The sequence below is a fragment of the Bacteroidetes Order II. bacterium genome, from assembly GCA_016788705.1.
Classification (GTDB): domain Bacteria; phylum Bacteroidota; class Rhodothermia; order Rhodothermales; family UBA2364; genus UBA2364.
This window is the reverse complement of the sequence record JAEUSQ010000040.1, coordinates 1-20,528: the sequence shown is the minus strand read 5'-3', so window position 1 is coordinate 20,528 and position 20,528 is coordinate 1. Positions and strand designations below refer to the sequence as shown.

20 protein-coding genes are annotated in these 20,528 nt (G+C 45.4%); 12 read left to right on the top strand and 8 right to left on the bottom strand.

Translation table 11 applies throughout. From position 1 onward, the window contains the following. Positions 1–111 precede the first annotated feature (111 nt). Positions 112–549 carry an RtcB family protein gene (locus tag JNN12_11320; protein MBL7978919.1) on the top strand — a complete coding sequence of 146 codons (438 nt, stop codon included), beginning with the start codon at positions 112–114 and terminating at the stop codon, positions 547–549. A 275-nt stretch (positions 550–824) separates the two neighbouring features. On the opposite strand, the gene JNN12_11315 is transcribed toward JNN12_11320, so the two are convergent. Next, positions 825–1,010 carry a hypothetical protein gene (locus JNN12_11315; GenBank protein ID MBL7978918.1) on the bottom strand — a complete coding sequence of 62 codons (186 nt, stop codon included), beginning with the start codon at positions 1,008–1,010 and terminating at the stop codon, positions 825–827. A 509-nt stretch (positions 1,011–1,519) separates the two neighbouring features. Further along, positions 1,520–1,732, bottom strand: coding sequence for a hypothetical protein (locus JNN12_11310; protein MBL7978917.1), 213 nt, complete (start codon positions 1,730–1,732; stop codon positions 1,520–1,522). A 341-nt stretch (positions 1,733–2,073) separates the two neighbouring features. Here JNN12_11310 and JNN12_11305 point away from each other — a divergent pair, with 341 nt between their 5' ends. The 3 genes from JNN12_11305 to JNN12_11295 are packed head-to-tail and all read left to right on the top strand — an operon-like array spanning position 2,074 to position 5,593. Next, positions 2,074–3,627, top strand: a complete 1,554-nt coding sequence (locus JNN12_11305; protein ID MBL7978916.1) for an aldehyde dehydrogenase family protein — start codon at positions 2,074–2,076, stop codon at positions 3,625–3,627. A gap of 1 nt (position 3,628) precedes the next feature. Further along, positions 3,629–4,996 carry an FAD-binding oxidoreductase gene (locus JNN12_11300; GenBank protein MBL7978915.1) on the top strand — a complete coding sequence of 456 codons (1,368 nt, stop codon included), beginning with the start codon at positions 3,629–3,631 and terminating at the stop codon, positions 4,994–4,996. Between the two features lie 3 nt (positions 4,997–4,999). Next, positions 5,000–5,593 carry an HAD family hydrolase gene (locus JNN12_11295; GenBank protein ID MBL7978914.1) on the top strand — a complete coding sequence of 198 codons (594 nt, stop codon included), beginning with the start codon at positions 5,000–5,002 and terminating at the stop codon, positions 5,591–5,593. 219 nt (positions 5,594–5,812) lie between these two features. Here JNN12_11295 and JNN12_11290 read toward each other — a convergent pair whose 3' ends face one another. Together JNN12_11290 and lon are read right to left on the bottom strand one after the other, a co-directional pair. Continuing rightward, on the bottom strand, positions 5,813–7,168 hold the full coding sequence (locus JNN12_11290) for a LamG domain-containing protein (GenBank protein MBL7978913.1): 1,356 nt from the start codon (positions 7,166–7,168) through the stop codon (positions 5,813–5,815). 241 nt (positions 7,169–7,409) lie between these two features. After that, the gene (gene lon / locus JNN12_11285; GenBank protein MBL7978912.1) at positions 7,410–9,920 is read right to left on the bottom strand and encodes an endopeptidase La; all 2,511 of its coding nucleotides are present in this window, start codon (positions 9,918–9,920) and stop codon (positions 7,410–7,412) included. A gap of 251 nt (positions 9,921–10,171) precedes the next feature. On the opposite strand from lon, the gene JNN12_11280 reads away from it, so the two are divergent. Then, on the top strand, positions 10,172–11,161 hold the full coding sequence (locus JNN12_11280) for a pyridoxal-phosphate dependent enzyme (GenBank protein ID MBL7978911.1): 990 nt from the start codon (positions 10,172–10,174) through the stop codon (positions 11,159–11,161). A 159-nt stretch (positions 11,162–11,320) separates the two neighbouring features. On the opposite strand, the gene JNN12_11275 is transcribed toward JNN12_11280, so the two are convergent. Next, positions 11,321–12,031 carry a hypothetical protein gene (locus tag JNN12_11275; GenBank protein ID MBL7978910.1) on the bottom strand — a complete coding sequence of 237 codons (711 nt, stop codon included), beginning with the start codon at positions 12,029–12,031 and terminating at the stop codon, positions 11,321–11,323. Between the two features lie 112 nt (positions 12,032–12,143). On the opposite strand from JNN12_11275, the gene JNN12_11270 reads away from it, so the two are divergent. Then, on the top strand, positions 12,144–12,908 hold the full coding sequence (locus tag JNN12_11270; GenBank protein MBL7978909.1) for a hypothetical protein: 765 nt from the start codon (positions 12,144–12,146) through the stop codon (positions 12,906–12,908). On the opposite strand, the gene JNN12_11265 is transcribed toward JNN12_11270, so the two are convergent. Continuing rightward, positions 12,905–13,453, bottom strand: coding sequence for a DUF1697 domain-containing protein (locus JNN12_11265; GenBank protein MBL7978908.1), 549 nt, complete (start codon positions 13,451–13,453; stop codon positions 12,905–12,907). The genes JNN12_11270 and JNN12_11265 overlap by 4 nt on opposite strands. Beyond that, on the bottom strand, positions 13,450–14,400 hold the full coding sequence (gene rsgA, locus JNN12_11260; GenBank protein ID MBL7978907.1) for a ribosome small subunit-dependent GTPase A: 951 nt from the start codon (positions 14,398–14,400) through the stop codon (positions 13,450–13,452). The genes JNN12_11265 and rsgA overlap by 4 nt, the downstream gene beginning before the upstream one ends. A gap of 76 nt (positions 14,401–14,476) precedes the next feature. On the opposite strand from rsgA, the gene JNN12_11255 reads away from it, so the two are divergent. The 6 genes from JNN12_11255 (at position 14,477) to JNN12_11230 (ending at position 18,355) form a co-directional block, all read left to right on the top strand. Continuing rightward, positions 14,477–14,845, top strand: a complete 369-nt coding sequence (locus JNN12_11255; GenBank protein ID MBL7978906.1) for a hypothetical protein — start codon at positions 14,477–14,479, stop codon at positions 14,843–14,845. 5 nt (positions 14,846–14,850) lie between these two features. Next, on the top strand, positions 14,851–15,123 hold the full coding sequence (locus tag JNN12_11250) for a hypothetical protein (GenBank protein MBL7978905.1): 273 nt from the start codon (positions 14,851–14,853) through the stop codon (positions 15,121–15,123). A gap of 105 nt (positions 15,124–15,228) precedes the next feature. Next, a complete protein-coding gene (locus tag JNN12_11245; protein ID MBL7978904.1) occupies positions 15,229–16,524 on the top strand; it encodes a DUF512 domain-containing protein in 1,296 nt (431 codons plus the stop codon). 17 nt (positions 16,525–16,541) lie between these two features. After that, the gene (locus JNN12_11240) at positions 16,542–17,573 is read left to right on the top strand and encodes a CPBP family intramembrane metalloprotease (GenBank protein ID MBL7978903.1); all 1,032 of its coding nucleotides are present in this window, start codon (positions 16,542–16,544) and stop codon (positions 17,571–17,573) included. A 31-nt stretch (positions 17,574–17,604) separates the two neighbouring features. After that, positions 17,605–17,916 carry a DUF2007 domain-containing protein gene (locus JNN12_11235; GenBank protein MBL7978902.1) on the top strand — a complete coding sequence of 104 codons (312 nt, stop codon included), beginning with the start codon at positions 17,605–17,607 and terminating at the stop codon, positions 17,914–17,916. Continuing rightward, positions 17,900–18,355 (top strand): hypothetical protein, encoded by a 456-nt coding sequence (locus tag JNN12_11230; protein MBL7978901.1) that lies wholly within the window; start codon positions 17,900–17,902, stop codon positions 18,353–18,355. The genes JNN12_11235 and JNN12_11230 overlap by 17 nt, the downstream gene beginning before the upstream one ends. A 20-nt stretch (positions 18,356–18,375) precedes the next feature. Here JNN12_11230 and JNN12_11225 read toward each other — a convergent pair whose 3' ends face one another. After that, on the bottom strand, positions 18,376–19,830 hold the full coding sequence (locus tag JNN12_11225) for a Gfo/Idh/MocA family oxidoreductase (GenBank protein MBL7978900.1): 1,455 nt from the start codon (positions 19,828–19,830) through the stop codon (positions 18,376–18,378). Positions 19,831–20,528: the final 698 nt, after the last annotated feature.

The following is a 20,528-nucleotide window of genomic DNA, read 5'->3' as shown; positions in this document are numbered from 1 at the left end:
TCCGCACTGCTTCTTCTTTGAACGCCCTGTCATACTTGCGCCGCAACCGGTTCGCACTTGCAGGACTTAATGCTTGTTCTTGTTTCTTCATGACACAATATTAAGTTAGATTTGTGTCCGCCTAAATCAGACCACCTCAGTCTCATACTTGACAAAAATCATAACCATTTTGAATGTTTAGAAAAAGGAGTAATTATTAGAAAAGGTGCAGTAAGAGTAACCCCAGGAGAACAAACAGTTGTTCCTTCCAACATGAATGGTGATGTCGTGCTGATTTCAGCGACGAACCAAGTTGAAGCCACATATAATTCGTTATGTCACGGAACTGGGCGTGTTATGTCAAGAGGAGATGCAAAAGCATTTGCTTCAACATTTGACTATGATACCTTGAGAAAAAATATTTATATCCCAAAAATGATAGCAAATGACAATATAAAAACAGATGCCCCATTTTGTTATCGTGACTTAGACAGTTGCTTGGAATTAATTGACAATTTAATAATAGTTGAGAAACGATTTAGTGTTTTTGCTTATCTCGGACAAATGTAAAAAATGAATAAAAATATTGTCTTTTCGTATAATAAGATGGGTATATGGTCACTTATTTTTCTGATTTATCATTTCTTGGTGAAATAAAAGAATATGTACTCAATACGGTTTTTCGATAGACTGTTAGGGTGTGTTAAAAGGGAGTGGGTACGCGCACTATACTTTTTTAAGGGGCAGCGGTTTTGCCTGCGGGTGTGGGCCACCTGGGGAAAGGTCCTACGTTGGAACGATTAGATACTAAAAACCCCGGGCTGGCCGGGGCTTTGGATGTGAGATTAATTTTGCGAATCGCTGCTTATCACGCCGCCTTCGCGTCTTTTGTTCTTTTTCGGATCCGGAACTTGCCGATAAGTAACTTGGTTATAGGCTGCGGCATTTTTCCGGACGCCACCAGTGGAGGTATTGGCTTCTTCTTTTCCGAGTGCGAATTTAACGGCGTTTTTGAGGTTCAGTTTTTTCATGGCTATTCAAGAGATTAAGGTTGTGAAGGTAGTCTTTTTAATCAAGAGTGTTTGTCTTGATGATTTCTGATGCAAAACTACCGTGATGTAACCTGCTCATCTTGAACCTTTCGGCGGAACCCCTATGCTTTTCGATAAACCCCGTTACTTTTTCGACCGACTGATTAAACCTTTTGCAAAGAGCAATTGACAAAGATCATTTTATTAGTTGTCAGAAGCGATTGCCTCGTGGGAATCGTCTGCGGCGACACTCATGTTTTCGCGCCTATGATTGAATTTTTTAGGCTTTTGGACACTTGGCTAAAGACTCTTTTTGAGACGCCGCCCTTCACCTTTTTGATCTGGTCTTGCTCCAGTCTGAATTCCGAGTTTTGGGATAGGTTTTTCATGTGGGTATTGGTTTTGGGAAAATCGTTTCGATCATCGGCATTCAGATTGTAATAGAGCATAAATAAAAAAAGCCCCGTAATGAACGAGGCTTAGGTGGTGTGTATTGGGTATTGAACCGATTAGTTCTGATCATCCACGCCAATGATGGCATTCTGACGTCGGTCTGGCACTGTATTTATAGGAGCTGGCTTTAGTTGGGTGCGATAAACCACTAAAGGGCTTGCGGGCTTACTATAAACTATGCGAGCGCGGCGGATACCGCCGGAAAGGAGTTCTTGTTCAGCAGTATCAAGGGCAAAAACCACTGCTGCATCAAGCGTCAGTTTGTTCATTGTGGTGGTGGTGTAGGTTGTGGGTCAGTATCTCATTTTCAGATTCAAATATTCAGATGCAACGAAATACAAGACCGTTTAACTAAAATGAGACTCAAAGTGAAAAATACTTTCCTTGTGTTGTCTCATGTTGCGAAACCACCCGCATCATTCAAAAAAAGAAGCCGATCAAAGAACAAGAAGCCTTGGCCCTGGACCTAACGGAAGGGCACGATTTCCAGGTTTTTGGAAAGATCACGAACTCACAATGGAAAATTACCAGATTTCGTGATGGGTTAGTGGTATCTTGATGGCGAAGGTCGTTTTTAAAAGGCTGTGTGTTTGGGTTAAACGATCTCAGAATGGTTTCCCCTTTTAATCTATTACCTACGATGAACATTCAAGACATTCTACGTACGCTTCAATTATCGGGCCAAAATCCTTGTGTTTTGACAGGCCGTAACGTTTATTCTGCTGAATCAGGCCCGTACAAAACGATTTTCTCTCCGATTGATGGCACCGAGTTGGGTGCTGTGCAGATGGCCGATGATGCCGGATACGAACGTGCCATTCAAGCTGCTCAAGCCGCATTTGATGTCTGGCGCAAAGTCCCTGCCCCGAAACGAGGGGAAATTGTTCGTCAGATCGGGGATGCCCTCCGCACGAAAAAGGAAGCACTTGGTGCATTGGTAACGCTCGAAATGGGAAAGATTTACCAAGAAGGCTTGGGTGAAGTGCAGGAAATGATTGATATTTGTGACTTTGCCGTTGGGCTTTCGCGCCAACTCTATGGCCTTACAATGCACTCGGAGCGGCCAGACCACCGCATGTATGAACAGTGGCACCCATTAGGTACGGTAGGAATTATCTCAGCTTTCAACTTCCCAGTGGCCGTTTGGTCTTGGAATGCCATGATTGCTGCCGTTTGTGGAAATGTGAGTATTTGGAAGCCCAGCGAGAAAACACCCCTCACAGCCATCGCCTGTATGAACATCATTCATGATGTGTTAAAGGAAAATGACTTGCCAGAAGGGGTGTTTAGCGTGGTGGTGGGAGATGCACAAATCGGACAAAAAATGGCCTCGGATGTTCGTATTCCTCTGGTCTCCGCTACGGGTTCCACCCGAATGGGCAAGGCCGTAGCAGAAACCGTAGCTCGGCGCTTGGGCCGATCGCTGCTGGAATTGGGCGGAAACAATGCCATTATTATTTCTGAACATGCAGATTTGAACTTAGCCATTCCCGCTACACTTTTTGGCGCTGTTGGCACTTGTGGCCAGCGGTGTACCTCGACGAGGCGATTAATTGTGCAAGACTCGGTCTATGAAGAGGTAAGGCAAAAACTTTTGAATGCGTACCATTCACTCCGTGGGCGGATTGGAAACCCCTTAGAGACCGAAACCCTGATTGGGCCATTAATTGATCAGATGGCCGTAAGCCTGATGCAAAAAACATTGCATGAAGTACAAGCTGAGGGGGGAACGGTCTTATTTGGTGGCGAAGCGTTGGAAGGCAATTATGTGGTTCCCGCACTGGTAGAGGTGGAAAACCACTACCCAAGTGTGCAGCACGAGACATTTGCCCCCATTTTGTATTTGATACGTTACAAAACCATCGAAGAAGCGCTGGCGATTCAGAATGGCGTACCTCAAGGTTTGTCTTCTGCCATCTTTACCAACCATTTGCGGGAAAGTGAATATTTCTTGTCCGCTCAAGGGTCGGATTGTGGTATTGCCAATGTGAATATCGGAACCTCTGGTGCCGAGATCGGTGGCGCCTTTGGTGGCGAAAAGGAAACAGGTGGTGGCCGTGAATCAGGATCGGATGCGTGGAAAGCCTATATGCGACGCCAAACCAATACCATCAATTACTCTACAGCCCTTCCTTTGGCGCAAGGCATAAAATTCGATTTGTAAAATGGACGAAGCCCCCTTAACGATGCTCCAACAAAAGGTGTCGGGTTGGGGGCGGTTCCCCCAAACGTGGTCTCCGGTTTTGCAGCCTTTGGATATATCAGAAGTCCAGGCATTTTTAAGAAATCGTCGCGAGAAGGCAACACCCATTGGGCTACGCCGGAGTTATGCAGATGCGGCATTGCCCCATGAAAGCGTCGGCATAGATCTTACCCGCCTGCGCAAAATCATTCATTTTGATAGACATGCAGGCTTAATCTCTGTAGAAGCAGGACTTTCAATCGGGGATTTGTTACGGTTTATTGTCCCTAAAGGCTTTTTTATTCCTGTAACGCCAGGTACCCGTTTTGTCACGTTAGGCGGTGCTGTTGCACACGATGTACACGGCAAAAACCACCAGGTCTCCGGCTCCATTTCGCGTTTTGTGAGCGCCCTAACCCTCATGCGTTCAGATGGAGAGGAGCTGCGTCTTACGCCGGGTATGCCCCTTTTTGCGGCTACGGTGGCCGGATTAGGTCTAACGGGTATCATAACCGTTGTCGAATTACAACTTCTCCCCATCGAGACTGCCTACATTGTTCAAAAACGTATTAAAGCACCCAGCCTTCAATCACTGATGATGGCTTTTGAAGGAGATGCGGCTTCATGGCCGTTTTCGGTGGCATGGGTGGATTGTTTGGCAAAGGGCGCTGCTTTGGGGAGAGGGCACTTGATTTTGGGGCGACCTGCTCTTTTAGATGAATTACCCACATCGCTAAGGGCGAATCCACTACGTGTTCATGAAGATTCGCCTTGGAAAATGCCCTTGGATGCTCCTTCTGTTTTGCTTCACCCTCAGCCTATGCGCTGGTTCAATAAGGCATTTTTTCATCATCAGCTAAGTTCGATAAAGGAAGCCGTGGTGCACTACCACCCCTTTTTCTATCCATTGGATACTATTAATGGATGGAATAAGCTGTATGGAAAACGTGGATTTGTGCAGTTTCAATGTGTCATCCCCTACCAGGAGGCTTATTTTGTATTAAAGAAACTGATTTCTATGGGGGCAGAGAGTGGCCGCCCGTCTTTCTTATCAGTACTTAAAAAAATGGGCACCGAAGACTTGGGATTGCTTTCCTTTGGGACGCCGGGGTGGACACTCACGATGGATTTTCCTATGGGCACCGAAACGCCTCGTTTATTGACTAAATTGGAAAAAGTGGTTAGTGAGGCCGGAGGACGGCTTTACCTATCGAAAGACGCCTTCTTGACTGCCGAAATGTTCCGGAAAATGTATCCCAAAACCTTTGAATGGCAACAAATTAAAGCCAATGCAGACCCCGAAAACCGCTTCACGTCGGAGTTGGCAAGTCGCTTAGCATTAATTCCTTAAACCATGAAAACCATAGCAGCTTTCGACTTCGACGGAACCATTACAACCTCCGATTCGCTCTACCACTTTATTCGGTTTACCCATACGAAGCGAACCGTTCTTAAAGGATTTATCCGGCTGCTTCCGGTATTTGTGTGGTTTAAGCTGGGGTTGATGGATAACCAGAAGGCAAAAGAGGCTGTTTTACACTATTTTTTTGCCGGAATGGATACGGTAAAGTTTCAGAGCATGAGCCGCCAATTTGCACAACAATACTTACCTTCAATCGTGCGCCCTAAAGCGATAGAAAAGATCCGGTGGCACCAAAAAGAGGGTCATCGATTGGTTTTGGTTAGTGCCTCGGTTGAGGCTTACCTTACGCCTTGGGCGGCAGAAAATGGATTTCAAGAAGTATGTGGCTCGAAGCTCGAAATAATAAAAGAACGGTTAACTGGCCGATTGGCTGGCAAGAATTGTTGGGGGCCGGAAAAAGTGGCCCGCCTCGAAGACTGTGTGGGGGCGCTTTCTTCGGTCTGCTTATATGCCTATGGCGATACGCGCGGCGATCGTGAGTTGCTGGCCGCTGCAACATATCCCCATTTTCGGGCTTTTGAATAGATGGACAATAGGTCTTTGGTCATATATTTATTCATTTCGATCTATAATAGCACAAAATTAATCCCATAACCCACTGTTATAAACAACCTCAAGGCAGTATATTTTACGGCCATGCTCAAACAGACTTAAATGGCAGAGGGATAGAAAAGTCTGAACGGATTGAAGAAACCAAAGACATAATGATGTATGGCCTCAAAAAGCAATTTATACCAATGGTATTTATATCTTCGCTAATACCATCTCAATCAACTTTTTCGGAGAACAGTTAAACAATTGTTTGGTGTCTCGTTGCAACGTGCGCGTAGTCGTATTCAAGGCATTTGCCAACTCTTGCGTGCCAAAAGGAGACGTATTTTTATTGGCTTTAATTGTTGTAATGATTTTAAGATACCAGTTTTGGTCTTGGATAGACAAGTGTTCAGGTGGATTGAAAAAGTCAGGGAGATTTTCGTGGTAAGTTACTTCTGGGTCAGTGTTCTCCTCGGTTTGTCCATTTGCCATCGTCATATCAGTTTGGTAGTGCCTATTTGGCTCAGCGATTGTCGCTTTGGTTTGCCTAATTTTTACATAAATCGCATCGGTAGGGTCTCCCTTTCCTGTAATGTGCATAGTTGCTTTGGCCGCCTCCTGTAATGCTTGGCTACGTCCTTTGATCTGTCCCCGATACCATACACCCCATAGGGCAAGGAAGAACAATACAAACCCTACGCCCCACTTAAAAACCGGCGCTTGGAGCCATTCTTGCCATGAGCTTGGACGCTCGGCTTCGTATAATGCCCTCACTTCTTGTTCGCTTAAGGCTCTATTCCAAATTCTTACTTCATCCATTTTGCCACGGAAAGGATAGATAAAAGCATTGTCCCAATCCATAGGCTTGGTGTGGGTTTGACCCAAAATAATTGGATCCGTATTCCCTATAGAACGATAAGTGCCTTCATAGCTATTTGCTCCAAAGTACCAGACATCTCCATTGACATACATCTTACCGTGCCGATCGTTTACGACGCCTACGAAAAGGATCCATTGATTCATCGGTATTTCTAAGCTGTTTTTAAAACCGTTTCCTTTTTTGGTATGTTTCTCATTATCGGGCGTAGAAGGCTGCTGGAGGATCAAGGATTTGGTGGAGATATACCAACTTCCGTCAGCTATGTCTCTTCCTTTTGAAACCAAAAAACTACCGTCATTGGAATTATGGATAATATTAGGATGAAAGGTGGAAGAGTTTCGTTCATTATAAACCCACATGGCGATGGTAATTTTGGAAGTTATGCGTTCGAGGCGCCTATCGTGTGGTATTTGTGCATAATCATACAATCCACCATCAAAATAGAGGGCTTTCCCTGGTTGTCCAAAGCGGTCTTCGGTGAACTTGGTTTTTCCGGTGCATTTTCCTGTTAGGTTTAAGGGGCCTGCGTCCCGTAATAGACAATTTTGGTCATTTTTTATATAGTCCATCGTCCAATGGCCCAACAAGTCTGCATTTAATTGTTCATGTATGGTAGTGGAAGAGGGCTGACAACCCATGATACTGACCATGCAAGCCAGTATTCCTATCCGTAGGGAAGACATCATATAAGCGTATTGTGTGGTAGCGAGGCCTGTCGAAAAAACGATCAGGGAAAAATAGGAGATTCCTATAGAAGGTTCCAGATGGGATAGGAACTATATATGAAGGCAAGATAGGATAATCCGGATACAGAAGAAATCTATTGACTGTAAAAAAATGTGCAACTTATGTGAAGCCATAAGGTTCACCAGTAAGCACTAAAAAAGGCGACCACCCGCAGTAGCCGCCTTTGTCGTGTTAGATGTTTTAAGCCTGCGCTGGCGGTACGATAATGGGTACTTCCGTACTTGAAGCGGTTGTACTTGGTTTTTCGTTTTCAGGCAAACGAAATTTCTCTGCTGGATCGGTGACGGGGCGCTTTTCAAGTACCAACTTCACCACCTCGTCTATCCGTTTCACAAAATGAAACTTGAGTCCAGTAAGGGCCTCTTTGTTAATTTCATTGAGGTCTTTTCGGTTGCGCTCCGGCATAATGATGGTTTCGATACCTGCACGCTTGGCCGCCAAGACCTTTTCTTTAATTCCTCCAACGGGTAGAACCGCCCCGCGGAGGGTGATTTCGCCCGTCATCGCTACGGTGTGTTTGATGCGACGTTGTGTAAAAATGGAGGTAATGGCCGAGATCATGGCATTGCCAGCAGAAGGCCCATCTTTCGGAACCGCGCCAGCGGGAACATGAATGTGTAAGTCCCAATACCGGAAGGCATCCAAGGGGATTTCTAAAGACTCGGCATGGGCTTTTACCCAAGAGAGGGCCGCAGAAGCCGATTCCTTCATGACCTCGCCCAATTGTCCGGTAACAATAAGTCGCCCGTTTCCACGGTGAACAGAAGCCTCAATAAACAAAATATCTCCGCCAACGGGGGTCCAAGCAAGCCCTGTCGCCACACCTGGTACGCCGGTGCGTTCCGCCAAATCCGACTCAAATTTTACGGGGCCGAGGTATTTTTCTATATCATTCGCCGCAACGTGTTCTTGCGTGACTTCTTCCATGGCTATTTTTTTGGCTACACCACGGACCACAGATCCGATGGTGCGTTCTAATTGCCGGACACCGGATTCCCGTGTATAGCCATCTATCAAATGGGCCAAGGCGTCATCGTCTATGGTGAATTGAGCATTGTCAACGCCATTTTCGGTCAGCCTGCGGGGGACCAGATATTGTTTGGAGATGGCCAATTTTTCATCCAAAGTATAGCCATTGATTTCGATGATTTCCATGCGGTCGCGTAGAGGGCCGGGAATGGTGCTCAAGGAATTGGCGGTGGCGATAAACATGACCTTGGATAGGTCGTATTCTAATTCTAAATAATGATCACTAAAAGTGTTGTTCTGCTCTGGATCCAATACTTCAAGGAGCGCCGACGAGGGATCGCCACGGAAGTCGTTGCCCACCTTGTCTATTTCGTCCAGAATAAAAACGGGATTGGAAGTGCCTGCTTTTTTAAGACCTTGGATAATCCGTCCGGGCAAAGCGCCAATATAGGTGCGGCGGTGACCCCGAATTTCGGCCTCGTCCCGTACCCCACCAAGGCTGATGCGAACGAATTTTCGTCCTAATGCCCGTGCAATGGATTTTCCAAGACTGGTCTTCCCAACACCGGGTGGGCCATAGAAGCACAAGATGGGTGCTTTCATATCTCCTTTCAATTTCAATACGGCGAGATACTCCAGAATCCGCTTTTTTACCTGTTCAAGACCATAGTGATCTTCATTTAAGACATCCTCGGCTGCTTTAATCTGAAGATGATCCTCGGTATAATGGTCCCACGGTAAGTCGGCAATCCATTCCACATAATTCCGGATCACACTATAATCAGGAGACATGGGGTTGGTACGTGCCAATTTGTCAATTTCCTTATCAACCGCTTTTCGGACATGCTCTGGCAATGCTTTTTCCGAGAGTTTGTTCCGCAATTCATTGAGTTCATCGCCATTGCCAAATTCGGAGTCTCCCAGTTCGTCCTGAATGGCCTTCATCTGTTGACGGAGAATGTATTCGCGCTGCTGTTTGTCCACATCGGTTTTTACACGGCTACGGATTTCTTCCGAAAGTTCCAATACCTGTAATTCGTGTTCCAAATGTTCCAAAAGCAAATCTGCGCGTGCAATCAGTGTTTTGGTTTCCAGAATAGCCTGCTTTTTTTCCACTTCAATTTGGAGATTGGACGCAATAAAATAGATGAGAAAAGAAGCGGAGTCTATGTTCTGGATGGCATATTCAGCCTCACTGGGTAAGTTTGGATTCAACCGGATGATTTGTGTTGCAAGGTCTTTAATGGACCGTACACGCGCCGTTAATTCAATTTGGTTTTCTTCTTTTGGCTCGTCATAGGCGGTTACATTGGCTACAAGATAGGGTTCTTCTTGCAAATACTCCCGAATCTCAAATCGCCGTTTCCCTTGGATAACAATAGAGACGGTTCCGTCGGGCATTTTGATAAGTTTTAGAATAGAAGCAACTGTCCCAATTTCATACAAATCTTGGGCAGTGGGTACTTCTACTTCACTATCTTTTTGGGCAATAACCCCAATTTTTTTGGTTCCATTATAGGCTTCTCGAACCAATTTGAGGGACGTATCTCGCCCAACCGTAATAGGCAAAACGACGCCTGGGTATAATACGGTGTTCTTAAGCGCCAAAATGGGAAGGGCATCCGGTAACTGCTCTGCATTTAATTTTTTCTCTTCATCAGCGGTCAGCAGGGGGATCGCATGATCAAAATCGTCATCACTCTGCATATAAAATGGTAACATGCGTCTATCGGTTTCTGGTTAAAGTGCTGTTTATCCAAAGATAGGGCCATAAAATCATGCCAATTTTATGGCCCTGACAACTTGGCATTGAAAAGGTTTTATGGATGCCTGAATGATACGGTTGTTTCTCAGGAAGACAAAGTGTATTTTGGAAAATTAAGTGCAAGCCGAAACTTTCTTATAAGGACTGTGATTAACTATTTTAAATCGCAATCTGCAAAATTTCTTTCAACCATTCTTTCAAGTTCTTTATGTGGCATTCATCCATTTTAGGTGCAATTGGCGACACCCCTTTGGTTAAACTGAATAAAATTACCACCCACATTCCTTGTACGGTATTGGCAAAAGTGGAGTTCTTTAATCCTGGTGGTTCTGTGAAAGACCGCATTGCCCTTAAGATGATTGAAGACGCAGAAAAAGCGGGTACGCTCCATCCTGGTGGAACCATTATCGAAGGAACCAGCGGCAATACTGGGGCCGGATTGGCCATTGTAGCCATTGCAAAAGGTTATAAATGTATATTTACTACAACCGATAAGCAAAGTCAGGAAAAACTGGATGTGCTTCGGGCGCTTGGCGCGGAGGTAATTGTATGTCCTACCAATGTTGCACCAGAAGATCCTCAGTCATACTATTCGGTTGCCAAAAGGTTAAGCAAAGAAATTCCCAATTCCATTTATCCCAATCAATACGACAATCCGTCGAATGTCCAAGCCCATTATGAATCCACAGGGCCTGAATTATGGACACAAACCGAAGGAAAAATCACCCATTATATCGCTGGAGCAGGAACTGGTGGGACGATTTGTGGAACGGCAAAATTCCTAAAAGAGCAAAATCCCGATCTGAAGGTGATAGGTGTGGATCCTTATGGTTCTGTCTATTATAAGTACTTTCATGAACGGGTATTCGACCATGCCGAAATTTACCCTTATATCACCGAGGGCGTCGGGGAAGACATTTTGGCAGGAAATATGGATTTTGATCTGGTTGATGATTATGTTAGGGTGACAGACAAAGAGGCCATGCAATACACCCGACGGCTAGCAAAAGAGGAAGGATTGTTCGTAGGAGGGTCGTGTGGAATGGCTATGGCCGGGGCTCTACATTGGTTAGAAGCACATCAGAAAACGCTAAAGCCAGAGGATGTGGCTGTGGTATTGTTACCAGACTCTGGATTTCGGTATCTATCCAAAATCTACAATGACAAATGGATGGAAGTAAATGGGTTCTTAGAATAATATTGCCCTTACTGTAAAGAACTTAGGCTCCCCTCTATGATGGTAAAGGGAAGCCTAAGTTTGTAAAAAATAAATAAGATTGCCTCTATATCGAATCTGGTTTGCAAGGCTAAACTGTAACTTCCTACATAAGGCAATTTTTATACAGCCAAGTTTGGCCTATTTGATAGAGGTCAAAGTCATCGTAGATTTTCCTCCGGCCAAGCGCCCCATCATACCACCTTTAATCTCCGATTCTTGTTTTACCATTCCCACCCCCAAAACAAACCATTCGTTTACCAAAATCTTTGAACCGGGTATCGAGATGCCAGCCACTTTCATTTTTAGTTCCTGAACCGACGAAATTTGAATGGCATTAAAGGTTCCGGCTGGAACGGTGATGGGGCCAATCCCCACAACTTTACGATCTGATATTTTGATATTGGCTTCTCCCATGGCGGCTCCGTTCATTTTAGATTGTACGGTCGTTTCTGCATTGGGCAGGATTTGCCCGGCCTTCATCGTAGAAGGAAATTCGACAAAGGACGCTTGTACCCCTGCTTCAAATGGTTGTCCGCCCGATCCTGCCATAAGGCCTCTTACATCCATGCTCATGGTACCATTCTGGCATTTCACTGTATAGGGTGACGAGGAGAACCCTTGGCCTTTGGTGGGTGTAAAGGATGTCTTTGCGGAAATCTCGGTTGCATTTTTGTTTGCGCTGATAATTTCAATTTTATAAGTTCCGGAGGGTTTATTCTTAGAATCCTTCATGTCATACGTCAAAACGGATCCAGCCTTATTGCTGAAATACGTTTTACATTGGGCCAATGTGGCATCTGGTCTGGTGGCAAGTACGAAAAATGCCAGCAGAAGCATACTTTTTTTCATGGTTGTAGCGGGTTGAATTTAATAAAAACAGGTTCTTCAGTATATTACGAAAAAAGTTGGCCTGCTGGATCATGGGATTTTCTTTCATCATATGGAGTTAATTATGTACAGAATGAATGGGTTAAGATGGCTACTTTTATGGGTTATGTGGCCCTTAATGACTGCCGCACAGGTTGAGACAGAAGCGGATCGGATTGCACAAAAGTCTTTTAATGCCGTTGGGGGACAGGAGACATGGGAAGGAACCCGTTATTTGGCTTTTTCTTTTTCGGCGATCCGTAACAGCCAACAAACACCACCGATTCGTCATGTTTGGGACCGATGGGAAGGGCGGTACCGTGTTTCATGGAAGAAAACGGGTGATACCACCGTTACAGTTTTGTTTAATGTTCAAAATCAACAGGGAAGAGCATATTATAATGGAGTAGTTGTACCAGAAGTGAAGCAGAAAGACCTATTAGACACCGCCTATCGGCGTTTCATCAACGATACCTATTGGCTTCTCGTAGCCACCAAATTTTTTGACCCTGGGGTATTCCGGTCTGTGGCCCCTGACTCCAACACGGCTACCAGCGAAGTGTTTACAACCTCTTTCGGAGAAGTTGGGTTAACACCAAAGGACCGTTATTGGTTTTGGGTAGATAAGGAAACTGGCCGAATCCAGCAATGGGCTTTTGTTCTTCAGAGTAATCGGGATGGGAAGGCCACGTATTATCGTTGGGAAGATTGGGAGGAACTTTCTTGCAGCAAAGGCCCTGTTTGGGTTTCCACCCGGAAAGTGAGTCCGGCAAATGGAAATGCCATCTTGACCAATCAAGTTTCTTGTCCAGCCCATATTCCTCCCGACGTCTTTGAAAACCCACAAGATGGGTATTAAAACGATGCAGCTAATGTGATAAGTTTTCGGATGGTGTTTAGGTTGCGTGTGGTGGCCTTTATTCGCAAATGGCGTTCAAAAAGCCCATTCTCCAATTTTGTTCTCCCATATCCGTTCGGACAAAAGACGAAAATTTCTCCTTCTCTCCAAACAAATTCGTCTGGTGGAAAATGAATGTTTGTCAAAGATTGGGCTACCTCTGGCGTAGGAATGTGTTGTAAAAAAGTGACATGAATTTTTGTAGGATCAATATCTGGATTGCTGAGAAACGGATTATGCTCGATAACCCGCCGAAATTCGGGTAGTGTGCGGGTTATGGCCTCTACTTCCATTGAAAAGCGTTGCCGAATGCAGGCTGAGATCTGTTCGGAAAGGGTTGTAGGGCGAGACTCTTGGGTATGGACAACCAAATTTCCGCTTTGAATATAGGTTTGAACGTTGGTAAGTCCCATATTTTCCAACTGCACCGCCAAGTCTTTCATCCGAATTTTTTTATGGCCGCCTACATTGATGCCACGCAACAAAACAATTTGGGGATGGGTCATCTTCCTGTATCTTTAAGTCCCTGTTTCAGTGTAGCAAGGATATTAAGATAGCTTTTATATCGCTCTGGTGTAATGTGTCCGTCATTCACCGCCTGAATAATGGCACAGTTCGGTTCATGGTCATGTGTACAATTGGGGTAGTAGCAATCGTCTAAAAAGGGTCTAAATTCCAAGAAAAAACCCGAAAGGTCTTCTGGCGAAAGGTCCCAGATACCAAATTCACGTAGGCCAGGTGTATCTGCAACATATCCACCGTCTGAAAGCGGCCAAAGTTCTGCATGGGTGGTGGTATGTTTTCCTTTTTGGGTATAATCCGACATTTCCCCCGTTCTAAGCCCTAAATTGGGTTCTAAGACATTGAGTAAACTGGATTTCCCCACACCGGAAGGACCAGACATCACCGAGGTTTTGTTTTGCAACGCGATCCGTAAAGCCTCCAGTCCTTCGCCAGTGCTCGACGAGGTGAGAATTACCGGATACCCCAAGTCTTCATAGGTCTGTTTCCACCATGCCATTTCGGTTGCAAGTTCTTCATCCAAAAGGTCACATTTATTAAGAAGAATACCAGCGGGAAGTTCATTGATCTCGGTCATGACCAAAAAGCGATCAATAAAACCCGGATTAAACTTAGGAAAAATAACAGATTGCACACACCAGGCCATATCCACGTTGGCCACAATCACATGCTCAATGGTGGCTTTTCGTCCGGCGGCCCTTCTACTGAGTTTGCTCCATCGTGGATGGATAAACATGATGGTGCCAGAGCCATCCACTTCAATCTGGAGGTCCACCTGGTCTCCAACCGCTATCGGATTGGTGGTTTCTTTGTCCTTCAACCTGAATTTACCCCGCATCCGTGAAGCAATCATGCCTTCTGCGGTAAAAACATTGTACCAACTTCCCGTAGATTTCAGCACGATTCCGGTGATGCGTGTTGCTTTGCCCATAGAAATTCCCGATTTTGAAACCATACTGGTCACGGCTCGTCTAAATGGCCATGTTTCACTTTAGCCGAAATATACCATGGCAGAAAAACGTTTTGAAAAGGTTCTCGAACAATTCGGTGCCTTATCGTTAGAAGAAAAATCAAAGTTCTTGTTAAAAGCCACCTTCGAGACGGCTTTTGGAGCCTTTGAGGAGTTGACGAACCTAATGGCGGAGACCTATCAGACTGTCACCAATGAACGTTGGAACAATGCCGACGAAAAATTTAAGCAAACAAACGACTCGGATACCAAGGGCGTTGAGGTGCCGATTTCTGACGAAGCGGTGAAATCCTCCCCCAATTTTGAAGAAGCGGAGGATCTGACAGCAGGGCAAGAAATGGCCTCCTCTGACGACACAAAACCCAAAAAAAAGTCTAAAAAAAACAAGGATGAAAGCCCGGATTAACCACTATGTCTGATCTGGAACGGAAACAAGCTGCCAGTGAGTGGCTCAAAGAATTGGTTGCCGAAGAATCCACCTTGGGCCGTCTTTCTATGATTGGGGGGGCGGCATTACGCCTCGCCGTCAATTTGGTGGACGCTGGCCTGACCGAAGCTGGAAAATTAGTGGATGAAGCCCGTGGAGCGTTTTTGGAGGCTTTAGAACCTGACTCTGTGGAGGATGCAAAGATATTGGTGGAGGAAATAAAGGAAGATAAATTTCCAGAAGAGTCAGCCTCATAGCAAGCCCTTATTGGTTTTCATCGTTGGTAAATCATTAAAGGCCGTTTTTGGTGTATTTTGTGGCTTCGTCTTGACGAAGCCATTTTTTTAAACGTGTAATACACTATGCCGGTAACCATAAAGGCTGTAGAACCCGATTCCGTCGCTGACTTAGCCGGATGGAAAGCCGGAGACCAGGTGGTTTCTATTAATTTTCATCCGATTCAAGATGTATTAGACTTCCGGTTCTATGCCGCCGAAGAACGACTCGACGTCAAAATTCGGAAATCGGGCTTATTGACTGAACAAACGATTGAAAATCGTGACCTTGCGCCAATGGGGGTTGAATTAGAAGACTTTCGGATCAAACACTGCGGAGACGATTGTATGTTCTGCTTTGTAGATCAGAACCCGCAGGGACTGCGCGAGTCGTTATATTTTCGGGATGGTGACTACCGGATGTCCTTTCTGTATGGGAATTACATCACCATGACGAATTTGCGGGAACGGGATCTGGATAGAATTGTAACGCAAAGGCTTAGCCCACTGTATATCTCGGTTCATTGTACCGACAACGAGATCCGGCATAAAATGATGGGCCATAAAACCGACGATAGGCTCATGGAAAAATTGCAGCTTTTGCGGGATCACGATATCGAGATGCATACCCAAATTGTGTTGGTGCCGGATTGGAACGATGGGGAGGTCTTGTGGCGGACCGTGCATGATTTGTATGCCTTAAATGACGCTATTCAGTCCGTAGCAGTGGTCCCTGTTGGGCTTACAGCGCATAGAGTGGGCCTTCATCAACTCCGTCCACTCTCCCAGCAGGATGCTCGCACCGTAATCTCGAAAGTTCATGGTTGGCAAGACACTTTTTATGCAGAAATCGGACGACGTTTTGTTTATCTGAGCGATGAAATATACCTTTTGGCTGATGCATCATTCCCAGAAATGGACCGTTACGATGATTTTCCGCTCATGGAAAACGGTGTAGGTATGTGTCGGGATTTTGTTACGGAGTTTGACTTTCAGGCAGAGGAATTCCCAGATACGTTGGAAACCCCTCGAACCGTGACCTTGGTAACCGGAGAATTGCCTGCACCTATTTTAAAAAAACATATTGCCCCACGTCTGAATCGGGTTTCGGGACTTTCTGCAAATGTGGTGGTAGCCCCCAATGTATTGTTTGGTCGTCCTGTGACCGTGAGTGGCCTGCTATCGTACCAATGTTTTGTGGCTGCCCTCAAAGGCCGGGATCTGGGCGATTTGGTGTTATTACCACCCGATTGTTTGAATTTTGAGGGGCTGTTTATGGACAATAAAACCCCTGAAGACTTGAGTGCTGCGCTCGGCGGCGTGCCCGTACAGGTTTTTGGTGGGGATTGGGTGGACTTTTTTGAAATACTTCAATCACGTTGATCGTTTATAGAATTGCTATGTTGAACCTTACCCCTGAACAACCTTTTGACAGCGAGGTGCCTGCTGGCACTATTGCATTTGTTCCAATGGAACCGCACCTAAACGACGCCCAAGCAGTGGGGGGGAAAATCCCCTTGGATCGGTTTTGGGAACGCCAGAAATTTCCTCCGTGGCTAATGGCAATTTTGGCAATGTTCTTGTTTTTTTTGCTGTTTAATGTGTTGGGTGCCATTTTTATGGTGGGTTCTTTGCTGATACAGTCTAATGGAAATGCGCTCGACCTGACGAATGTGGAAAAACTTTTAAAGCAGGACGTGATGGGGCAGTTGGTTGGAAATACCATCGGTCAGTTTTTAGGGCTGGGAATTCCGGCTTTGCTACTGGCCAAAGGTCATTCCTCGCGTTGGCTGGATTTTCTCCGGATTCGGAGTGTGGACATATCCACTGTTTTGTGGTCGGTTCTTGGCTTGGTCGCAATTTATCCGTTGATTGCCTTTTCCGCAGAACTCAACGCCCTCATTCCAGCACCAGAGGTAGTTCAGAAGATGGATAAGATACGTGAAGATTTTATTATGGAATTATTGCGAAAAAGTAATATTTGGTTTAATTTGTTTGCTGTAGCTTTAACCCCAGCGATTTGTGAGGAAATACTGTTCCGGGGATACGTACAGCGGCAAATAGAACGAAGCATGACGCCTGTTTGGGCTATCGTAATAACGGGGACGGTATTTGGCTTGTACCATTTGTCTTATGCACAAGCCCTCCCTTTAAGCCTCATTGGGATTTATTTATGCTGGCTCACTTGGAAAACGGGTAGCATTTTGCCTGCTGTCGTCGTACATTTCGTCAATAATGGATTTTCGGTGGTAATGGCTACTACATTGATGCATCAAAAAGGATTTGATCCCTCCAAAATGGAGCAACTGCCCTTGCCTTGGTATGGTATGTTGCCCTTGGTTTTGGTTGGTCTGTTGGCATTTCGGTATGTCATGCGTAGAATACACGCCAAAACACCTTTTTCCGAACATGCTCCGGCGTCCGTTTTGTAATACCCTACCCATAAATCATTAGGAGAATAATATGGCACAAGGCATTGAATTTGATGGCTGGTCCATCGTTTTTTGGTCTGAAGTAGAATATGAGTCCGAAATTGTTCGTGACCGATTGGAATCTGAAGGTGTGGAAGCCATCATTATGGACATGTCTTCCTCTTCATTACCCATTCAAATGTCTGATTTTAGCCGATTTGTGGTGATGGTTAAGCCAGAAGATGTAGATCGGGCCGATGAAATCATTACGATCGAGCCAGTGAGTGAAGAAGAATTGGAAGAAGCCGCGATGAATGCAGAACCGTTAGAGTTTATGGATGATGACCTTGAAGAAGAAGCCTGAGACCAATGCGTCTCCACCCGATTCCGCGACCACAAAAAATGTGTTTTTGGAGATTTTCGTCCAGCCACATGGACGTGGATTTATGTATCGTGCCCTTGCCAAGACCGAGTGGGGACAACAAATCACCGTTGAAGGCTATGCGGCGGGTTCTCAAAAAGAGGTAGAGCGGGTAGTGCAAAAGCGGGTGCAAAAAGTATTAGACGATCAACGGAAGCAAAGGGCACACGTGAAAGCGGTGCAAGCAATTTCGGAACCTGTGGAAAGGGCGGAACTCGTGGCCAATGTTCCGCCTCCGGAAAATCATCCAGAAGGACAGGTTCAAGAAGCCATACAGGCAATGCTTAATAGCCCTTTGACGGTAAGCTATACACGCGAATCCAAAGAAAATGGCCGCCCTCGTAAAATAACTTATACAATCAAGCCTAGTAATTCCGAGTAACGGCCTTCGATGGATGGGTATTACAACGACCAACCCGTTCGGTATTCCCGCTTGATGTATTGATTGGCTGGTTCAAAATTGGTAATGCGCAATTGTTTAGCATCCCAAAGGAGTTGTTTACGTCCGGTAAGAGCCTCTTCCCACTCTCCTTTTCGATTTTTTACTTTTTCTAAGGTATTCAGGCTTCTCAGGGCTAAGTTTCCAATGAGGATCATTTCGGTGAGGGGGCCTGCATAGTTAAAATTAGCGCTTGGGGCTGGTCCTCCTTTGCAGGCTTCCACCCAACTCGTCTGGTGATTGCCTTTTACCCGTGCAATCATTGGTGCTGGTTCTTTAAAATCCTGCATCAGTTTGGTCGGAAGGAGGGTTGGTTTGGAGGCATAACACCCGCAAACTATTTTTCCCTTGTCTCCAATAAACAAAACCCCGCCATCCCAATCCCCAAAAGGCTCGTCTGCTCCCAGCTCTAAAGGTCGTGGTGGCCGGAGATTTCCATCATACCAAGTAAGCCGAACTTCTGGCATTTGATCTCGTGCAGGAAAATTAAAATGAATTAGTGAAGCGGCGGGTGCACTGTCGTTATTCAAGATAGGCGCCCACGGGGCTTGATAAACCGATGGGGTACTCGCTTCGACACTGGTGGGGTATCCTAATTTGAGTGCCTTAAACGCCGGATCAACAATGTGACAAGCCATGTCACCCAAAGCGCCAGTCCCGAAATCCCACCAACCCCGCCAACCAAAAGGAACATAGGTGGGGTGATAGGGACGCATGGGAGCTGGCCCTACCCAAAGGTCCCAGTCGAGCGTGCCAGGAATCGGTGGCGTTTCGGTTGGTCGGGAAATCCCTTGTGGCCAAACGGGACGATTGGTCCAGCAATGGACTTCAGAAACCTTGCCGATTACGCCGCTCCAAATCCATTCACATACCCTCCGAATGTCTTCCGAGGAATTGCCATGATTGCCCATTTGGGTTTGTAACCCACGTTCTCTTGCCGTTTCTGTAAGCATACGTGCTTCATGAATGCTATGAGTCAAGGGTTTTTCTACATAAACATGTTTATCTAATCGCATTGCCGCCATCGCTACAACGGCATGGGTATGGTCTGGTGTTGCTACCATCACCGCATCAATATGCTTATGTTCGGCCTCCAGCATTTTTCGAAAGTCTTTATAACGATTGGCTTTCGGGTATTGTGCATACGTAGAGGCCGCATTTTGGTCGTCCACATCACACAAGGCCACAATATTTTCTGCGGTTTCTCCGGTTTTTTCATTCAATTGAGAAGCCCCTTTGAGAATCCCTTTTCCGCGGCCTCCTACGCCAACGCCTGCAATATTTAGGCGATCACTGGGGGCAATGTAACCGGGGCCACCCAAAACATAACGGGGGATAATCATAAGGGAACCAAGTCCGATGGCGGCTTTGGAGAGGAACACACGACGCGACTTGCTAACAGGTTCTTTCGGGGACATTTATTTGAGGTTTTGGTGAATGAGACCACTATAATCGGAAATTGTAAAGGCAGATGCAAGGGTCACTACAATTTCTTTTGTGTTTATGGAGGTTGATGACCGAGGGGTTATTTCAGAACTTCCTTCTGTCTATGATAGAATTCCCCGTTGGCAATAAGAATACATGATTTCGATCCTATGGAATTGATTTCCTTATCCAGTCAAAAAAACCTCCTTAGAAACGGAATGTATTTTAGGTTTAACCCGAGCCTAAAGTTAAGCGTTACCTAAATAATCATCATTTACGCCGCGTATTCAAAAATAGACTATATTGTATTACAAATATTTTGAAGGAGAAAGCTATCTTAATAACTTATGTACGAATAGATTTAGATTCTGTATTACTTCTTCTGGAATTTCATCATCTTCAAGCCAAGAATGAACATCCCCAATATATCTCATACCAAGATACTTTGCACTTTCAATAAATGGCATATGGAATCCATTTTTAAAATTATGGTCTGAACCACAACTTAATACGGCCATTTCTTTTCCCCTTAACATTCTTCCTACTTCCTTTGAGGTGGTCTGATTTAGGCGGACACAAATCTAACTTAATATTGTGTCATGAAGAAACAAGAACAAGCATTAAGTCCTGCAAGTGCGAACCGGTTGCGGCGCAAGTATGACAGGGCGTTCAAAGAAGAAGCAGTGCGGAT